Genomic DNA, 17011 nt, shown 5'->3' with positions numbered 1-17011 from the left:
GAGCACCACGGTATGGATTCGATACCGGTATCTTCAACGAAACTGGGAGCAGCAATGGGCAAGGCGTACAACGTGATGGCGGCGACCTGCCCGAGCCGCACGGTGCTGCACCGTATCGGCGCCCGCTGGACGGTGTTCGTCGTCAACGCCCTCGACGACGGACCTCGCCGCTTCACCGAACTGAAGGGGCATATCCAGGGCATCACCCCGAAGGTCCTCACCGAGACCCTGCGCTCCCTGGAAGCCGACGGTTTGATCAGCCGCCACGCGTACGACGAGAACCCACCCCGCGTCGAGTACGCCCTGACACCCCTGGGCCGCTCTCTGCTCATCCCGCTCCGCGCCGTACGACTCTGGGCCGAAGAGCATGTCCCGGACATCGAGGCGGCCCGAGCACGCCAGCCGATTCTCTGACTCACTCCTGGCCGGGGCCGGGATGGTACGACGCGTAAGAGAAGAGCAGGTACACGCCTGCGCCTTGGGACCATGGGATGTCGCGTGGCTGAGTCATCCGGTTCTCTCCCCTCGACGGTTGCGCGGCCTTCGGGTTCGGTGTTCGCCGCCCTGTGCTGTTCTCGTAGGTATGGGGTCTAGCGGCCGTTGCTGCGTGCAGCGTTGGGCCCCGGAGTCCGTACCCGTCCCGGGTACGGTTCGGTGTGGTCCAGGAGCTGGGCGACCTGAGCGGCAAGCTGGACCATCAGGCGCTCGCGGGCGATGAGCAGTGCAGGTCAGCGCCGTGGTCGGCCCTGCAGACCCCGGGCTGAAAATTCTTCGTGAGCCGACGACTAGTCAGCCCGCCGAGGGCTGCGCCTCCCACGGCCGCGGTCCCGCATCCTCCTGCCAGCGCCGCAGTTGCGGACCGTCGACGCACACGATGCCGCACTGCTCTGCGTAGTCGAGCGCGGGGGCGGTGAAGTCGCTGGTGGTGACCACGACGGCGACATCGGCGCCGTGAACGGTGAAGCAGGTGCCGCCGAAGCGCTGCAGGTCCTGTGAGCCGACCCGGTTGCCGTCGCAGTACCGCTTGCACTGGATGACGACCGAGCGCCCGTCGGGCGTCCTCGCCACGACGTCGGCGCCCAGGTCCCCGGCCCCGCCCACGACGTCCACGTCGAGACAGCCGTCGCGTCGGCACAGTTCGGCCACCGCCTGTTCGAACTCATCCGGGTCCAGGGTCTCGTAGGCGATCTCCACCGTGTCCGCGGGCGCCTCGGGCACGGTCTCGGGAAGCAGGCCAGTGGGATCCGTGCCGAGGCGGCCGCCGCAGGCGCCGGCCCCGGCGGGGACCAAGCCGACGGCGGGAGCCGGTGACGCCGCGTCGAGCGCTTCGACCGCCGTCTGCGTGGCTTTATCCAGGGCTACGGCCGCGCGGCGCGCGATCCTGGCCGCCGATATGCGGCGCTTCCCGCGGAAGCCGGCCATGACGGCGCCGACGCCCACAAGGGCGAGCGCCACAGCCCAGGCGGGACGGTGCACTGCGGCCGCGGCCGCGGTGCGGGCGGCCGCGCCCACCAGAGCGAGGATGACGGCGAGGAGGGCGAAGTAGAGGGCCGTCGCCCGGAGTTCGAACCGGCGGGAGCGGCGCGCGGTACGCCGGGCGCGTGCGGGAACGGCCATGGTGATGTTTCCTCCCCTGGGACGTCAACGAAGATCAATTCGCGTCTTCCCAGGCAGCGGCTGTTCTACCGGGTTCCGTCGTGCACACCTCTTGCGGCCCGAGGACAGGTGCGGGCTCGCCGCCGTCGGCAGGCACGTCGGGGTGGACCCGCGCGCCGGCATTCCGCGCCCGCTGGCGCCGAGCGGAGCCACCGCGTCCCAGGCGGACCCCGGGAGTCGACCGGCCGGCCAGGTCGCGGACGAGGCGACATGCCCGATCGCGAACTTCACCCCGTCGTTGACGACCTTGTTGGCCACGGCGACAGCCTGCTTCAGGTCGGCCGCGTCGTCGTACTCCTTGACCTCCAGCATCTTGCCGCAGTGCGGAAGGCCCGGCAGCACCAGGCAGAGACCGGCGAGAAGTACATAGGGCTCTGAGGGGACAGCGGCCCGGTCGGGTCCTGTTCCGCGGGTTCAGTGCCGAGGGAGCAGGCTGGGCGCCTATCACCGAGCGGGCCGTGAACCAACTCACGGCAAACGACACCAATCGGCAAACCCATCATCGCTCTGGTCGCCTTCACCGCACGGTCGCAGGGGCAACGGTCGGCTGAATCGGTTCGTCACAAAGAGCCCCTGACGGACTGACGCTCCCGAACTGACGTGCTCTCGAACTGACGTTCTCTCGATGGCTCGCGCCAACCTGTCGTAGTGAGCTGGATCCTCTCCTCGACGATGCCTGGGGCTCGGAGATCAGCAGTAGCCGTCATACGGGCACCAGCCAGAAACCGGACCATGCCCCTCTGATCAGGTCGAACTTTTACACCCTCTCCATGTGCACAATCACGACGGGCCTAGGACTGACCTGCGGGTTCCCGGGAACCCGCAGAGGACATATGCCGCGCTCCGGCGCGCAGGCATCACACGTGCCGTGAAAGAGGTGGAGCGGTGAACGAGGATCAAAGGGCGTTGCTGGACGGACTCACCGTGGACGAGAGCAGACCGGAGCAGCCGGTGCTGCTGGACGGGGCCGGCCAGTCGATCGCGACGTGGCGGGAGAACTATCCCTACGACCGCAAGATCCGGCGCAAGGAGTACGAGCGGCAAAAGCGGGTCCTGCAGATCGAGATGCTCAAGCTGCAGCGCTGGGCGAAGGACACGGGTGCCCGCCTGATCGTCGTCTGCGAAGGCCGTGACGCCGCGGGCAAGGGCGGCACGATCCACCGGTTCACCGAACGGCTCAACCCCCGCAGTGCCCGCATCGTCGCCCTGGACAAGCCCACCGAACGAGAAGCGGGTCAGTGGTACTTCCAGCGCTACACCGTGCACCTGCCCTCACCGGGCGAGATCGTGTTCTTCGACCGCTCCTGGTACAACCGGGCGGGTGTGGAGCGCGTGATGAACTACTGCACAAAGGCAGAGTACGAACTGTTTCTCCAGCAGTGCCCCCGCTTCGAGAAGATGCTCATCGAAGCGGGCATCGTGCTGGTGAAGTTCTGGTTCTCCGTCTCGCGAAGCGAGCAGCGCACCCGCTTCGCGATCCGCCAGGTCGACCCCGTGCGGCAATGGAAACTCTCGCCCACCGACCTCGACTCACTGGATCACTGGGACGACTACACCGTCGCGAAGATCGAGATGTTCCGCGCCACCGATACCGAACACGCGCCCTGGACCGTCGTGAAAAGCAACGACAAGCGCCGGGCCCGCCTCGAGGCCATGCGCAGCCTCCTCGCCCGCATCGACTACACCAGCAAGAACACCGAAGCCGTCGGAACGCCGGACCCGCTCATCGTCGGCCCGGCCGACACCCTCCTCGAGCCCGGGGAGGAAGAGTCGGTCCTCTCCCCCACCCCTCTCGCGCGTCACACCGAAGGGCCCGGACAACACCCAGAGGCCGGCTGAGCCGAGATCGCATTCCCTGGGACGCCCAGCGCAGAGTCGCGGGGCGGCGCCCTGCCTGGCAGCAAATGAGTTGGGCGGTCCGTGACCAGCTGGTCGGCCTGTCCGACAGCCCCGCGCAGGGGCGGGCGCGTCACCGGCAGCTCGAAGTCGTCGGTCTCAGCCGGTCGCGGGCACCCCCGGAAGGCTCAGTAGCCGTCCGAATCTTGAGGAATGCATTCCTGGGACGTGGGTAGCCGCTGTCTCGTTGACGGCCAGCACGTCGGCACAATGAGGATGGATTCACGGTGGGAGGGGTTCTGACATGACGGTGACGGTGAGTGAAACGACGCAGCAGCGGACAACCGTGCTACCCGAAGTCACCGACCCTTCGCAGGTAGCTCCCAAGGACGCCCGCCAGCTGTCCAGGCTGTTCTTCGACCAGCTCGCCGTCCTGGAAGAGGGCACGCCTGCGTACCAGTACGCGCGCAACACCCTTATCGAAATGAACATCACCCTCGTCCGCTACGCCGCCGCACGCTTCCGCAGCCGCGGCGCGGACGAGATGGAGGACATCGTCCAGGTCGGCACCATCGGACTCATCAAGGCGATCGACCGCTTCGAGCTGTCCCGCGAAGTCGAGTTCACCTCCTTCGCCGTCCCCTACATCACCGGCGAGATCAAGCGCTTCTTCCGGGATACCTCCTGGGCCGTTCACGTACCCCGCCGCCTCCAGGAAGCCCGCGTCCAGCTCGCCAAAGCAACCGAGGAGCTCCGCAGCCGGCTCGGCCGCATGCCCACCGTCAAGGAACTCTCCGAGCTGATGTGCCTGAGCGAGCAGGAAGTCGACGAGGCACGACTGGCCTCCAACGGCTACAACTCAGCCTCCCTGGACGCCGCCATCAGCTCCAGCGAGGACGGTGAAGCAGCGCTGGCCGACTTCATCGGCAACGAGGACGGCGCCCTCGAACTCGTCGAGGACTTCCACGCACTGGCCCCCTTGATCGCCGGCCTCGACGACCGGGAACGCCGCATCATCCACATGCGGTTCGTCGACGAACTCACCCAGGCCCAGATCGGCGAACACCTCGGCGTCTCCCAGATGCACGTCTCCCGACTCCTCAACCGCACTCTCGCCAAGCTCCGCGAAGGCATGCTCACCGCCAACTGAGCCTCGACCCATAACAAGGCCGGGGTGCTCTCCTCACCAAGGCCACGCCGACCTTCGACCTCCCGAGGAGTCGGAGGGGCGGTGCGCGCCCTCTTTGAGCTCGATACGCAAGGTTCTGGCCCGTAGTCAGGGCAGTTGGGATCTGGTTCCAGCGACAGCGCGCGGAAGCCCGTTTTGCCGCAGGTCCGCGATGTTTAAGCTCTGGATCCATGATCTTGCCGAGCGATCCCCAGGTGATCAATATCCCGGGAGCGGGACCAGGCGGGGACGTACGCGTTTTGACCAGCTCCGGTTCGTCCGAGGGCTGCCACTCATGCCTGGCGTTCGTGCAGCGGCCGACCAGCTCCTTCTCCCTGCGTCCGCGCTGATCACCGGGTTTCTGGCACCCTTATGGTCCTTTTGCCTGGTCGTTGATGTAGTGGGAACTGAGCATCGCGATCTGGATGTTGTGCGCCCTCGATGGGATGCACGGGGGTGTTGCCAGCCTGAGGGGCACGGGCGGGGTAGACCATGGACGCGCGGGGTTTCACCCCTGCCAGTCAGCCGTCCTCGCCGCGACGTACGAACCCGTCAGAGGGGTCGGCGTGACGGCTGTCCTTGCTCACGGCTCAGTCGTCTTTGACTTCGCCGTCATCCTTTGCCGCCAGTGAGGGTTGTCAGGTCTCGGCGTCACCCCCTCTGCGCTCTCTGCCGTTGGCTTGCCCCCTTCCTGGGTACTCGGGCGCAAAACACAGCCACCGCATCATCGATGATCAGGTAGGAATCACATGGTTCAACTTCTCAGCGTCGACATTTGGTGGACCGTCGTGGCCATCGTCGCCGGGGGCCTCGTCATCGGCTTCACGTACGGGTTCGTCCGCTCGGCCATCGGCACCATCCAAACCAGCCTCACCCACCAGTGACCGAAGCCCGCCGTCTTCCTTCCGTCAGCGCCTGCACTTTAGGACGGGTGGCCGACCACAGTTGGCCTGTGACTCACCGTCGCGCTCCACGCAGCTGGCCCTAGTGCTGGATTCCTCTTTGGCTGGGTATATGTCCTGGTGGCGGGGTAGTTGTGGGTGCTCGGGGGCGGGTGCTGGGCGATGGTTTTAGGGGCGCGACCGGAGCGTGACGAGGATGAGCTGGCCGTCGTTGGCCGGCTGTCGCGGGCACGGAAGGCGCCTCGGGATGTGGTGATGCGGGCCCGGATGATCGAGTTGAGCTGGTCGGGGCTGCGGGTGCCTGCGATCGCGGTGGAGCTGGGCTGCAGCCAGAAGACGGTCCGCTGCCGGCTGCACCGCTTCAACCGCTCAGGCTTGCAGGGCTTGGATGATCTGGGTGGGCAGGGCCGCAAGCGACGGATCACCGGGGAGGAACGGTCCCGGATCATCTCCCTGGTCAAGACCGTGCCGCCGGGGCGACTGCGGTGGGAGCCCGTCGGGGAACTGTGGGCCTTCGACGAGTCGGGACCGCCCGAGTGGACGCTGGATTCCCTGGCCGTGGCAGCACGGGCTGAGGAGATCGAGGTGGGCCGCTCGCAGGTCAGACGCATCCTCGCCGAGGGCGTGCGCTGGCGCCGCACCCGGTCCTGGATGCGCTCGAAGGACCCGGACTGCGTCCCAAAAAGACAAGGATCATCGGCCTCTACACCCACCCGCCCGACGACGCGACGGTGATCTGCGCCGACGAGCTGGGACCGGTGATCCCCCGGACATTCCCGCCCGCACCCGCCTGGTCACCCGACGGGCACCGGATCAAAGCGGAGCTCGACTACAGCCGCGGACCGGAGAAAACCTGGGTCTACGGCGGCCTGCGACCCGCCGACGGCCAAGTCCTGACCATGACCGCGTCCTCCCGCAACAGCGTCTTCTACCAGCAGTTCCTGCAACAGGTCGAGGACGCCAACCCGGACGGGGAGATCTGGATCGTCACCGACAACCTGTCCAGCCACAACAGCCTGTCCACCCAGACCTGGCTCGAGGACCACCCCGCATCCACCACGCCTTCATCCCCGTCGGCGCCTGCTGGCTCAACCTCCAGGAAGGTTGGTGGCGCATCTTCCGCAAAGCCGCCCTCGCCGGCCGCTCCTTCGCCAACCCCAACGACATCGCCCAGGCCACGACCCTCGCAACTCACCAGCTCAACTCCCGTGCCAGTCCCTGGATCTGGGGCAGAACAGCACCGCCAACCCGCTCCTTGCGGCGCCGATATACGTACCTCGTTTGAGGAATCCAGCACTAGCGATGGGGGTGCCCGTGCTCAGGGTCCTCCTCGGGAGTGCTCCAGCCTTCTCCACGGCGCGGAGGGTCTTCGAGCACCTGGCGCGCCTGCTTCTCCTGGTGCTGTGAGGGCGCGGAGGCGGATTCTCGGCGCCGGGCGGAGCGCCGGTGCCCTACAACGAACGCCGCCAGCAGCATCGCGACGAGAAGGACGCCCACCATCAGCAACAAGACCCCGGCAGAGGAGGACGCCAAGAGAGTGTGCGGTTCAGTGGCCATGACCGGCGAGTGTCCACATTGCGGCGTTCTACACGGCGGGGTTTCCCCAGTCGAGGTACTCGCCGTGCGCTCGGCGCGCCCACCTCCGGCCGCCGGCCTTCTCACCTTGTCTCGACTCTTTACTCGGCGTCGGGCGACGCGCGCCCTGGTGGACGCTCCTCCTCTGACCAGGGCTCACCGCCGACGACCGCACAGGAGTTCTCCACCTTCCACAGTGGGATCAGCCGGTGATTTGTACGTCTTTCCACCGGGTGCGAGTCCCCGCCGACGCGGCCGGCCAGAGCGAGGCGACGCTATGGCGCGGCAGTCAGGCCTCTTTACGTGACGTTCATTCTTCCCATTTGGGGTACTCGCCGCGGTGGGACGTCGTCGATCTTGACGCGATCCCGGTCGTGAAGTGCATCACGTGCTTCGCACAATAGAATGGAACACCTGTCATGACCACTGTGAACCCGGCTGGTACTTCTACGGGACACCGTAGCCACGCCGACGCCGACCAGCGGGCCCGCCGCCTTTCGACCGAGACCAAGTCAGCCCTGAAGACGACGGAGTTCTTCGTCTATATCGCTTCCGTGATCGCGGTCCTGATCGCCTCTACGATGGTGGGCACCGAAGACGGCCACGCCGACTACTTCCGGGCCGACAGGGCCTGGCTGTACATCGTGATCCTCACCGTCGGTTACATGATCAGCCGAGGGCTGGCCAAGTCCGGCAGCCGGGATCACTACGACGGCTCCTGACACCGCACAGCACCGAACGAGAAGCAGTGGCCGACGAGTTTGACAACCTGCTTCCCACTCAGGTCGCGGTCCGCAAACGGGTGATCTACGGACCGTCGCGGTCCTCCCCGCTCTCCTGGGGAAACCTTCACCAGGAGAGCGGAAAGCTGCGACAGCTGCCGGGACCGCGGCCGCCTCACGGCAAGCTGCCCCTGCCCGACCAGCAGCCGGGCAAGGTCGATACCCGGCGATGGCCAAGCCGAGGAAGATCCCCACCACCAGGGCGGCACTGTCGGCGGCCATCACCGCCAACGTCCCGGTCTGCATCGCGGTGAACGTCGCGGTCCAACTTTCCCTGCTCCTCACCCGCAGCAGCAAGGCCCTGCTTCTGCAGCCGGGCGCGCCGCGAGCGCACAATCGGCCCCGGGGAACGCGGGCCCTCAGAGTGGTCTGTGCAGCAAGGCCTGCCTCCGGCAGCCGTCTCAGTGTGTCCTCGGCGCTACACATCGCGGCTGCACACGAGCAGGATGCCGCCAGAACGCAGGAGGGCTGGAGGGTGTCACTGATGAGGTCGATGCCAAGCCGACCATCACATCCGGCGTCCCAGGCGCGCTTCGCACCGCCGACAGGCCGTTGCTCGACCGCATCGCGAAGGAGCAGGCGCGCGCTGTCTGCCACCGCTGCGTGGTCCTGCCCGCTTGCGTGAACTGGGCTCGGCTGATCGCGGGATATGACGGGGTGGGTCGGGATGGCGGTGGCCGGACTGCGCGGTCCAAGGCGGCGAGTGGCGGCCGAGCGCCGCAGGACGCAGCTCACGGGTCACGCGCTCGTGGGGCGGGAACGTGGCGGGGTGAGCCGGTTCAATGCCACATCCAGGGATCGATCACCTGCCGAAAAGGGAGGCGGTCGTCCAATGGCTCCGGGGCATCCGGGGCACGGCGTGCCTTCGTGGATGGCGAGGCCGTCACTGCCCGCCAGAAGAGCGCTGACGCTGTTCGCTCTCGCGTCTCTCGTGGGTGCGACGGCCCACCTCGACGACGCGCTCTGCGAGATCTGGATGAGCAGACCGCAGGTGAGGTCCTGTATCGGAGAGAGGACCCAGGAGTTGGGCCGGGTCACTGTCACCGAGTGCGGTGTGGAGTGACCTGATCGCGTCCGTCGCTGTGGCCGGCAGGTCCGGCAGGGCGGTGATGGCCCCGGCGAGCTGGCGCAGCACGGCGGCATGGTCCTGTGCCCAGGCCGTTACGGAGCGGTCCGCGGCGCGCTGGTCGCGGGTGGACCGCACACGCTGTTCCTTGGTGGCGCCGGCTTCGCCGGGGCGCACGCGCAGGTAACGACGTTCGGCGGCCTGACGGCTGGAGACGCCGAGCGGGTGGGCCAATTCAGTCCAGCTGGCTCCGGCGTCACGGGCTGTCTCGATCAGTCCGGGCTCCCAGCCCGCCAGTTGCTCGCGTACCTCGCGCAGGAGGAGCAGGGCCGCTATGGCCTGCTCAGGATCGTCCGCGGAAGTTTCCTCCGCGGTTCGCGCCGTCCGCATGGCCTGGGCAATGGCCTCAAGTGCGGTGACCGTTGCCGTGAAGGATGCCGGTGCCGGGATGGGGTCGTCAGTCATCGTCTCTCCTCCGCTGATTACGCCCGCCACCCCAAGCCGTCGTTGTTCGGATGACAGATGAGTTGTCGTCGTTCGGATGACATGCTACAACGGTGTCAGGTGAAGCGCACAGCAACTGCTGAACTCATCTGGAGGTGTATCCCGTGTTGATGCGCACCGACCCGTTCCGTGAACTCGACCGCCTCGCCCAGCACCTGATGGGCCCGGGAACGTGGTCCCGCCCCTCCGCGATGCCGATGGACGCCTACCGGGACGGCGAGCAGTACGTCATCGCCTTCGACCTGCCGGGCATCGATCCCGACGCCCTGGACATCGACGTCGAGCGGAACATGCTCACTGTGAAGGCAGAACGTCGGCCCCTGCCTCGGTCGGAGAGCGCCCAGACGGAACTGTCCGAGCGGCCGCTCGGTGTCTTCTCCCGCCAGATCGTCCTGGCCGACATCCTCGACACCGAGCACATCTCCGCGGACTATGAGGCCGGCGTCCTGACGCTCCGTATCCCGATCGCCGAGCGGGCCAAGCCCCGCAAGATCAGCGTCAACAGCACCGGTGACCGCAGGGAACTCGACAGCTGATCCGGTGAAGGTGCCCCACCGGCCGGGGCCCGGGCGGTTTGCCTGCCATCCCGCCTGGGCCCGGCGGCACCGACTCCTCACTCCAGGCCGGACGACCGACCCCCGCGAAGAACGCGGTTCACGCGGAAACAGTCGGTCTACCGCAGGAAGACGACGGTCACGCAAGGAAAGCCGACGCGCCTCATGACTCTTCTCTCTCCCCCCGTGCCCCCTGCCCAGACGGCCGCCGCCACCTTCGAGCAGATGCTGGAGAAGGTGCGCTACGAAGGCGCCTACCCCACCCGCACCCAGGCCGAAGGCGTCGTACGCCGGGTAATCGCAGGCCTCGGCCGCCAGCTGACGGGCGCCGAGCGGATGGAACTGGCCGCTCGCCTCCCTCAGGAGGCAGCCGACATCCTTACCTCCCAGATCCCCACCGACAGGCATTTGACGGGCTGGGGCTTTGTGAAGGACCTCGCGGAGCGAAGCGGAGGCAGTCTGGCCACGACCCGCTGGGACACCGGGTCGGTGCTCGGCGTCGTCGCACGCCTGGCCGGAGACGACCTGACCACCCGGATCATCGGACAACTGCCCGACGGCTATGCCCTGCTGTTCGGACGGGCCCAGCTCGTCCGGGCCGCCTGACCGCCCGGCCCGGCGCCATCACCCAGAACGCATCGCACCTACCTGCAGTACGCCGCGCGGTACAACCGGATGGCCAGAGCTTCTGCCGTTCGACCGCGGCCAGTTGGCCACAGCAGCCGTATGCCCTCCTGGACTATTGCCGTCGCGGGCCGATGATGTAGCCCTCCGGCCATCCGTCGCCTGAGCGGGCTCACACAGACAGCACAAATCCCGGCAGCCAACAGGCTGCCGGGATCAGGAGTGCTACGCGCCTACTTGGGCCGGACGGCGTCCTTGGCCTTCTCCTTCGCCGCACGCAGGTCACCCTGGGACTCCTTGGCCTGACCCTGGGCCTTCAGGGACTCGTTGCCGACCACACCGCCGACGACCTTCTTGGCCTTGCCCTCGACCTGCTCACCCTTGGCCTGAGCCTTCTCGTCCGCAGCCACAACCACTCACCCCTGCCTCACATCGGAACTCACGTACGCCCTCCGTGTCACCCCAGAACGCATTCTCAAACCAGCGCGATGACCGCCACGCTTTCGCGGCCGCGGACCACCTAAGAAATACATAAGTCCCGCAGGAATGAAGATCGGACTGCAGGGCACACGATCGTCCGGAGGTTGATAACTATGGTTCCTATTCTTCTTGTTCTTCTGCTCGCCCTGATCCTCTTCGGTGCCGGTTTCGCACTGAAGGCACTGTGGTGGATCGCCGTCATCGTGCTGATCGTGTGGGTCCTCGGCTTCGTGATCCGCCCGACAGCAAGCGGCGGCAAGCGCGGCCGCTGGTACCGCTGGTAGACAGCCATAGCAACGGCAGAAGTCATGGGTGGGGCCCGACGTCACGGCGTTGGGCCCCACCCATGTCCCGTCCCGGTGACAGCAGGATGAGAGTGGTGATTCCTCTGGTTCGGGGTAGCCGGGGGGTCATGGCCGGAGGCGGCCGTGATGCCAAGAACCATGGCCCTCCAGCACGGCGCCTCCGGCCATCCGTGCTTTCCACAGCGCGCGAGCTCAAGATGCTCACTGGCACTCCTGAAGGAACGTCACCGAATTTGATGACGCCTAAAGAGCCTCCGGTTCGGGCTACGGACAGGTGACGACTTCCGTTGAGGGAGGCGTACTTTCTGAATTGACATATCTGGGGCCACAGCCGACCGCCGAGGCACCGACCTGACCGCATACAAGGTGGCGAGGAGCACTCGGACGACGCCGACACTCCTGCCTCGTCGTTGACATCGGCGTGGGAATCTTCGGCAAGCACGTCCTGCTCCGGCCAACACCGTGCTCATGGGCGACCAGTTCGAGCGGAAGATCTATGTCGGGCTCACAGGGACGCGATCAAGGAATACCCGAGTTCGACGACAACAAGGGGCACCGGAGACTCCGGCCACCACGAGCAGTCCGGCAGCCGGCACCAGCCCCAGCGCAACATCTGACGCCAGGGCCCGCGCCTATGCGCTGGATGCCTACCGGAGTGTCTCCGGCCGGTCCCCTTCGCACGCGTCGGGGCGGCGGCGCGGGAAGTTCCAGGGGCCTGGCCGGCTCAGGCCACGGCCGTTGGATCCGCGGGCTGGCAGGCGCAGCAGTATTCGGCGTTGATACGTGCTTCTTCGAGCTGTTCCTCGAGGATGACGAAGCGGCAGGCGGCCTCGATCGGCGTGCCCCGGGCACGGGAGGCAATGACCAGTTGGTAGCGGGAGTAGCAGCGGTGTCCGCCCGCGGAGCGCGGCGGGGTGATCAGGCGGGCTTCGCCGATCGCGCGGAGGAAGCTCTGCGTGGTGCCGAGGAGTTCGGCGGCCCGCCCCATTGTGTAGGCGGGGCAGTCATCATCGTCGAGCCGGTCGAACGAGTCGTCTGCTGTCATCGCACCTCTCTGCTGAACACGTGGAGGGGCCCTGGCACTGTTCGCGCCAGGGCCCCGAAGGAACTGCTACACCATCTGCCGGTCCTGATACTTCGCCCGCCTTCCGTGTCCGTCCGCAGCGAAGATCGTTACAAGAGACATCGCGCGCAGACATCTCAGATGCGCGTGAACTGAGGACCTGAACCGCGCCCGGTCTCGGGCCCTCAGCTTGAGCCCGGCCTCGTACCATCTGCGGGGCCGGGCTACTCGCTTCCCTTGGGGCCGCTGCATCGGGGCCGTAGCCGTCGCCATCGACACAGAAAAACTCAAGGGTCCTGCTCCCGCCGGCGATACCAGGAGCAGGACCCTCGCCTCTGCTACCTACCGTCTACGTCAAAATTGCCGACGCGGCAGACGTTGCCATCGGGCGTACGAGCACGCGGCCTCTTGATCACCCGTGTGCCATATCAGCCTGGCAGCGCCACGCTGCTCGGGGCATGTTGGGTGTGGCGGCCCGGTACCGACTCCACCCTCAAGGACCGGGCCGCCCATGCATCCCAAGTCCACCACTCATACCGCCATGCTGGAGGCCCTGCGACTTGACCGTTACCTCGTGACTGGTGTGCGGTGACCACAGGGCGGAGACAGGCTGATGTCGACTCGGACGGGTTCGGCGTTGCCGGCGCCGAGTGCGGCGAGGTGTTTGCGGACGACCTGGCGGCTACCGCGGTAGCCGCGTTCGCGGATCTCCAGGAACAGCTGGCTGCCGCTGACCTGGCCGAGGCTCTCGGTGAAGCGGCCGTTCAAGTACGGCTTGAACGGCTCGAGCACCCCCGCTGGACGGCGTTCGCAAGCGGAGGCCAGAAGCTGGTCGAGGTCGGTGTCGCGTAAGCGCCGGACGGTCTTGCGGTAGAGGTGGAGCCGGCGGGCGATGGCGCTGATGGTCCAGCCTGCCGCGACGAGCTTGTGCACGTCGGCGTGGCGGTGGCGGGTCCGTTCGACAATCTGCGTTCGCGGCAGCTCGTACAGCGGGAGCTGCATCAGCGGGGGTGCCTCGGGTATGCGGGCGGTCTCCTCAGCGGCGCGTTGCGCAGGCAGGCGCGTTGCTGGTGGCAGGCCTTCTCCACCGCAACGGCGAGGTTCTGCAGCAGGTGCCAGCGGCCAGCTCCGCTACGAGCAGATCGTTGCTGAACTGCGCAGTGCGGCCGGCCGACTGGCGCAGGACCAGTTCACTATCGGGGACAGGGCCCTGGAGATCGAGTCGATGGGTTCGGGCAGCGGACCGGTCCAGTACTCCGCGTGGTCGGTGGAGCAATCCCTGACCCGGCTGGTCAGGGACATCGGCCTGCCGGTGACAACGGTCGAACAGGCCCGATGGACGGCATCACGCTGGTCGGCCGACCGGCGCCGGGAAACGGAGCCGTTCCCGGTCCACCAGGTGCTGGCCCGCATCGACGACGACGCGGAACGGTTCGCCGCGATCGACAATCTCCCCGGCGGCAAGACCCACTGGATACTGGACGATGCCAGGCGCCGCGTCGAAATTCAGACGAAGATGCCCATCCCCCGCATGAGAAACTCACCGCGCCCCACCCGCCAGCCCGAAATCGGTGCTTACCGAGATGACGCCCGCGCCCGCAGAGCACGGCCAGCCTGAAGAAGGATCGGCCGGCCCACGCCGGAACGCTGTACGTGAGCGACACCGAGGGCACCGCTGATCTCCAGCGTGCGCTCCGTTGGTGCGATGGCGCCAACGAACTGGCGCCTACCCCGCAGGTCCTGCTCCTGCTGGCGACACCAGGAACAGGACCCTCGCCTCTACGCATCTTGATCACTGCGGGCCGTAGCGGACCTGCGGCCCAGTCGTTCACACCATGCGCGCCGACCGTGCCCGCCCGCCGTGGCCGACGCACAGTGGACGAGGGCCCAGCTTGTGCCATGGGGGCCAAGCCCTCACCTCTGGCCCGGGCCCGTCATTGCGGCTCTGGAGACCCGGGCCGCACCGCCCTTTCCCGGCCGCTCCACGGGTGACCCTGCTGAATTGGCGGCGCCGGGGGTTCGAGGCCCCATTGATGCTGTTGGCGGCCCCGAACGCCCCTCCGATGCACCCCCGGGCCGCCTCAGAACCTCCCGGCCTGACAACCCGGCGGGTGGCAGCGTCCAGAGTTCACACGGGATTCTGGGCCTCCTCGTCCACGCATGGAAGCGATATGGACGACCTGTAGGCCGCGAGGGCATCTGCCAGATCCGGTCGGCTCTCCAGCACCTCATGCCACTCCGGATCAGTCAGCAGACGCCTGATAAAGGCTGCCTCGTACATGGCGAAATGGCTCGGTGAAGGGGCGGTCATACCTGATCAACGGCTGAATCGGCGACTGGCAACGGCCCCGAATCCGCCCGATGGACCAGTCGTGGGAGATCTTGGTGGAGGTTTCCCAGACCGACAGCAGCCGGGTCACAAGGACCGGGGAAGGGCGCGTTCGACCTCCCCAGGTCACGGTCCTTCCCCGGCCAGCCACAAGCGCCTACCCCATCATCCCCGGGCCAGTCGCACCTGCCGGTCTCCGCGCCATTACGGCCGCCAGATGATCTCTCAGGCCTCATGCGTGACCATGCTCGGAATTGATCATGTCTCTGAGTCGGCATCGAGCGCAGATCGTACTGTTCCCTGGTTTCCAGGTCAGCGAGTCTCACTTTCGGCCTCCGGCTGTCAGGCCAGGATGGTGGCCCGCAGGCTCCGATGCCTCTGGGGACGGTGAAGCACGATGGCCGGTCCCTTCTTCCTGCCGTGATCGCCGACAATCCGCGAAACCTTTGGCGACGCCCACCTACCTGGCTATCTCAGCCCGTTCTTCTCCCCCTCCATTGACCGGGGCGCAACATCACCTACCGACAGCAACGAAGGGCTGGTGAGGGACTGTAAGACGTTCGGTGTAACTCCCGATCATGGAGGATGCGTCGATGACCAGTGAGAACGTGTCCGAGTCCGGAGCCGTCGAGCCCTCGAAGGCTGTGTCGGTGAAGGCCGTGGATGACCAGTTGATCGACGAGCTGGTGCACCGGGCCCAGGCCGAGGGGCTGCGGCTGACCGGTGAGGGTGGGCTGCTGCAGCAGCTGACCAAGCGGCTGCTGGAGTCCGCCCTGGAGGGCGAGATCACCGACCATCTCGGCTACGGCAAGCACGATCCGGCAGGCAAGGACGGCGGCAACTCCCGCAACGGCAAACGCTCCAAGACGGTGCTGACCGACGTCGGACCGGTGGAGATAACCGTGCCCCGCGACCGGGACGGCTCCTTCGAGCCGAGGATCGTCAAGAAGCGGCAGAAGCGCCTGACCGGTGTCGACGAGATGGTCATCTCACTGGCCGCGAAGGGCCTGACCACCGGCGAGGTCCAGGCCCACCTGGCCGAGGTCTACGGCGCCGAGGTCTCCCGCCAGACCATCTCCACCATCACCGACCAGGTCCTCGAGGGCATGGCCGAATGGCAGAACCGCCCGCTCGACATGATCTATCCGGTGATCTTCATCGACGCGATCCACGTGAAGATCCGCGACGGTGCGGTCGCCAACCGGCCCGTCTACGTGGCTCTGGCGGTCACCGCCGAGGGTCGGCGGGAGATCCTGGGGCTGTGGGCCGGCGACGGCGGCGAGGGCGCCAAGCACTGGATGCACATCCTCACCGAGATCAAGAACCGCGGCGTCAGCGACGTCCTCATGCTCGTCTGCGACGGACTGAAAGGCCTGCCCGAGGCGGTGGAGACGGTCTGGCCGCAGACGATCGTGCAGACCTGCGTGGTCCACCTGCTGCGGAATTCCTTCCGCTATGCCGCCCGTCAGGACTGGGACAAGATCGCGCGTCTACTCAAACCCGTCTACACCGCTGCGACCGAGGAGGCCGCGCTGGAGAGGTTCGCGGAGTTCGCCGAGGTCTGGGGCAGGAAGTATCCGGCGATCGTGAAACTGTGGGAGAACGCCTGGGAAGAGTTCACCCCGTTCCTGCGCTTCGACACCGAGATCCGGCGCATCGTCTGCACGACGAACGCGATCGAGTCGGTCAACGCCCGCATCCGTCGGGCGGTCAAGGCCCGCGGACACTTCCCGAACGAGCAGGCCGCCCTGAAGTGCGTCTACATGGCGATCATGTCGCTCGATCCCACCGGCAAGGGCCAGGCCCGCTGGACCATGCGCTGGAAGACCGCACTGAACGCCTTCGACATCACCTTCGACGGCCGCCTCTCCGCAGCCCGTCAGTAACCCCAACTACCCCCAGTTACACCACTCGTTTGACAGTCCCGAAGGGATCGAGAAGACCGGCGACGCGGACAGGGTCGGCAGTGTCAGCGCGATTCAGGAGAGCTTGCCTCAGCCGATGCGAATCCCGGTCTGCGGGCACGGATGGGGCACGGTCCTCGCCTCGGTCCTCGATGTGCGGGGCGACCCAGTCTGTCGCCGGACGGCGACCGGGACGGACTGAGGCACGACGGGGGCATCGGGTGGACTGGGAGCTGGGGGCGGCCGGCCTCGCGGTCGGGATG

The 17011-nt window shown here is 66.9% G+C and carries 18 protein-coding genes and 1 pseudogene; 12 read left to right on the top strand and 7 right to left on the bottom strand.

Annotation, left to right across the window (positions count from 1 at the left end; translation table 11 throughout):
• The first annotated feature begins 54 nt into the window (after positions 1–54).
• The gene (locus ACFYW9_RS37935) at positions 55–414 is read left to right on the top strand and encodes a winged helix-turn-helix transcriptional regulator (protein ID WP_389159628.1); all 360 of its coding nucleotides are present in this window, start codon (positions 55–57) and stop codon (positions 412–414) included.
• A gap of 375 nt (positions 415–789) precedes the next feature.
• Here the strand turns inward: ACFYW9_RS37935 and ACFYW9_RS37930 are convergent, their stop codons facing one another.
• Both ACFYW9_RS37930 and ACFYW9_RS37925 read right to left on the bottom strand, forming a co-directional pair.
• Positions 790–1617: a restriction endonuclease gene (locus ACFYW9_RS37930; RefSeq protein WP_389159627.1), complete on the bottom strand. Its 828-nt coding sequence runs from the start codon at positions 1615–1617 to the stop codon at positions 790–792.
• A 24-nt stretch (positions 1618–1641) separates the two neighbouring features.
• Entirely contained in the window at positions 1642–1968 is a 327-nt protein-coding gene (locus ACFYW9_RS37925; protein WP_389159626.1) for a hypothetical protein, read from the bottom strand.
• A 573-nt stretch (positions 1969–2541) separates the two neighbouring features.
• On the opposite strand from ACFYW9_RS37925, the gene ppk2 reads away from it, so the two are divergent.
• The 5 genes and pseudogenes from ppk2 to ACFYW9_RS37900 all read left to right on the top strand — a co-directional run.
• The gene (gene ppk2 / locus ACFYW9_RS37920; protein WP_389159625.1) at positions 2542–3495 is read left to right on the top strand and encodes a polyphosphate kinase 2; all 954 of its coding nucleotides are present in this window, start codon (positions 2542–2544) and stop codon (positions 3493–3495) included.
• 301 nt (positions 3496–3796) lie between these two features.
• Positions 3797–4642: an RNA polymerase sigma factor SigF gene (locus ACFYW9_RS37915; RefSeq protein ID WP_389159624.1), complete on the top strand. Its 846-nt coding sequence runs from the start codon at positions 3797–3799 to the stop codon at positions 4640–4642.
• 767 nt (positions 4643–5409) lie between these two features.
• On the top strand, positions 5410–5544 hold the full coding sequence (locus ACFYW9_RS37910) for a hypothetical protein (RefSeq protein WP_389159623.1): 135 nt from the start codon (positions 5410–5412) through the stop codon (positions 5542–5544).
• A 273-nt stretch (positions 5545–5817) separates the two neighbouring features.
• A complete protein-coding gene (locus tag ACFYW9_RS37905) occupies positions 5818–6297 on the top strand; it encodes a helix-turn-helix domain-containing protein (RefSeq protein WP_389159622.1) in 480 nt (159 codons plus the stop codon).
• Positions 6294–6548, top strand: a pseudogene (locus ACFYW9_RS37900) (IS630 family transposase); the annotation flags it as partial. The gene ACFYW9_RS37905 and the pseudogene ACFYW9_RS37900, both read left to right, overlap by 4 nt.
• Positions 6549–6858: 310 nt before the next feature.
• Here the strand turns inward: ACFYW9_RS37900 and ACFYW9_RS37895 are convergent.
• Complete coding sequence (locus tag ACFYW9_RS37895; protein ID WP_389159621.1) at positions 6859–7119, bottom strand: DUF6479 family protein; 261 nt, start codon at positions 7117–7119, stop codon at positions 6859–6861.
• A 437-nt stretch (positions 7120–7556) separates the two neighbouring features.
• On the opposite strand from ACFYW9_RS37895, the gene ACFYW9_RS37890 reads away from it, so the two are divergent.
• Positions 7557–7859 (top strand): hypothetical protein, encoded by a 303-nt coding sequence (locus ACFYW9_RS37890; RefSeq protein ID WP_389159620.1) that lies wholly within the window; start codon positions 7557–7559, stop codon positions 7857–7859.
• A 943-nt stretch (positions 7860–8802) separates the two neighbouring features.
• Here the strand turns inward: ACFYW9_RS37890 and ACFYW9_RS37885 are convergent.
• Positions 8803–9450 (bottom strand): type III effector protein, encoded by a 648-nt coding sequence (locus ACFYW9_RS37885; RefSeq protein WP_389159619.1) that lies wholly within the window; start codon positions 9448–9450, stop codon positions 8803–8805.
• Between the two features lie 143 nt (positions 9451–9593).
• Between ACFYW9_RS37885 and ACFYW9_RS37880 the strand changes: the two genes are divergently transcribed.
• Together ACFYW9_RS37880 and ACFYW9_RS37875 are read left to right on the top strand one after the other, a co-directional pair.
• The gene (locus tag ACFYW9_RS37880) at positions 9594–10025 is read left to right on the top strand and encodes an Hsp20/alpha crystallin family protein (RefSeq protein ID WP_389159618.1); all 432 of its coding nucleotides are present in this window, start codon (positions 9594–9596) and stop codon (positions 10023–10025) included.
• A 183-nt stretch (positions 10026–10208) separates the two neighbouring features.
• A complete protein-coding gene (locus tag ACFYW9_RS37875; protein ID WP_389159617.1) occupies positions 10209–10649 on the top strand; it encodes a DUF2267 domain-containing protein in 441 nt (146 codons plus the stop codon).
• 251 nt (positions 10650–10900) lie between these two features.
• Here the strand turns inward: ACFYW9_RS37875 and ACFYW9_RS37870 are convergent, their stop codons facing one another.
• Positions 10901–11077: a CsbD family protein gene (locus ACFYW9_RS37870; protein ID WP_389159616.1), complete on the bottom strand. Its 177-nt coding sequence runs from the start codon at positions 11075–11077 to the stop codon at positions 10901–10903.
• 183 nt (positions 11078–11260) lie between these two features.
• On the opposite strand from ACFYW9_RS37870, the gene ACFYW9_RS37865 reads away from it, so the two are divergent.
• A complete protein-coding gene (locus tag ACFYW9_RS37865) occupies positions 11261–11431 on the top strand; it encodes a hydrophobic protein (protein ID WP_067385923.1) in 171 nt (56 codons plus the stop codon).
• Between the two features lie 745 nt (positions 11432–12176).
• On the opposite strand, the gene ACFYW9_RS37860 is transcribed toward ACFYW9_RS37865, so the two are convergent.
• Together ACFYW9_RS37860 and ACFYW9_RS37855 are read right to left on the bottom strand one after the other, a co-directional pair.
• The gene (locus tag ACFYW9_RS37860) at positions 12177–12497 is read right to left on the bottom strand and encodes a MerR family transcriptional regulator (protein ID WP_389159615.1); all 321 of its coding nucleotides are present in this window, start codon (positions 12495–12497) and stop codon (positions 12177–12179) included.
• Positions 12498–13082: 585 nt separating this feature from the next.
• Complete coding sequence (locus tag ACFYW9_RS37855; protein WP_389159614.1) at positions 13083–13517, bottom strand: hypothetical protein; 435 nt, start codon at positions 13515–13517, stop codon at positions 13083–13085.
• A gap of 223 nt (positions 13518–13740) precedes the next feature.
• Between ACFYW9_RS37855 and ACFYW9_RS37850 the strand changes: the two genes are divergently transcribed.
• Both ACFYW9_RS37850 and ACFYW9_RS37845 read left to right on the top strand, forming a co-directional pair.
• Positions 13741–14133 (top strand): DUF6192 family protein, encoded by a 393-nt coding sequence (locus tag ACFYW9_RS37850; protein WP_389159613.1) that lies wholly within the window; start codon positions 13741–13743, stop codon positions 14131–14133.
• Positions 14134–15437: 1304 nt separating this feature from the next.
• Positions 15438–16730, top strand: a complete 1293-nt coding sequence (locus tag ACFYW9_RS37845; protein WP_389159612.1) for an IS256 family transposase — start codon at positions 15438–15440, stop codon at positions 16728–16730.
• Positions 16731–17011: the final 281 nt, after the last annotated feature.

It is taken from the genome of Streptomyces sp. NPDC002698, assembly GCF_042888945.1.
Lineage (GTDB): Bacteria > Actinomycetota > Actinomycetes > Streptomycetales > Streptomycetaceae > Streptomyces.
The sequence above is the reverse complement of the archived record's forward strand: the minus strand, read 5'-3'. Positions and strand labels throughout refer to the sequence as shown.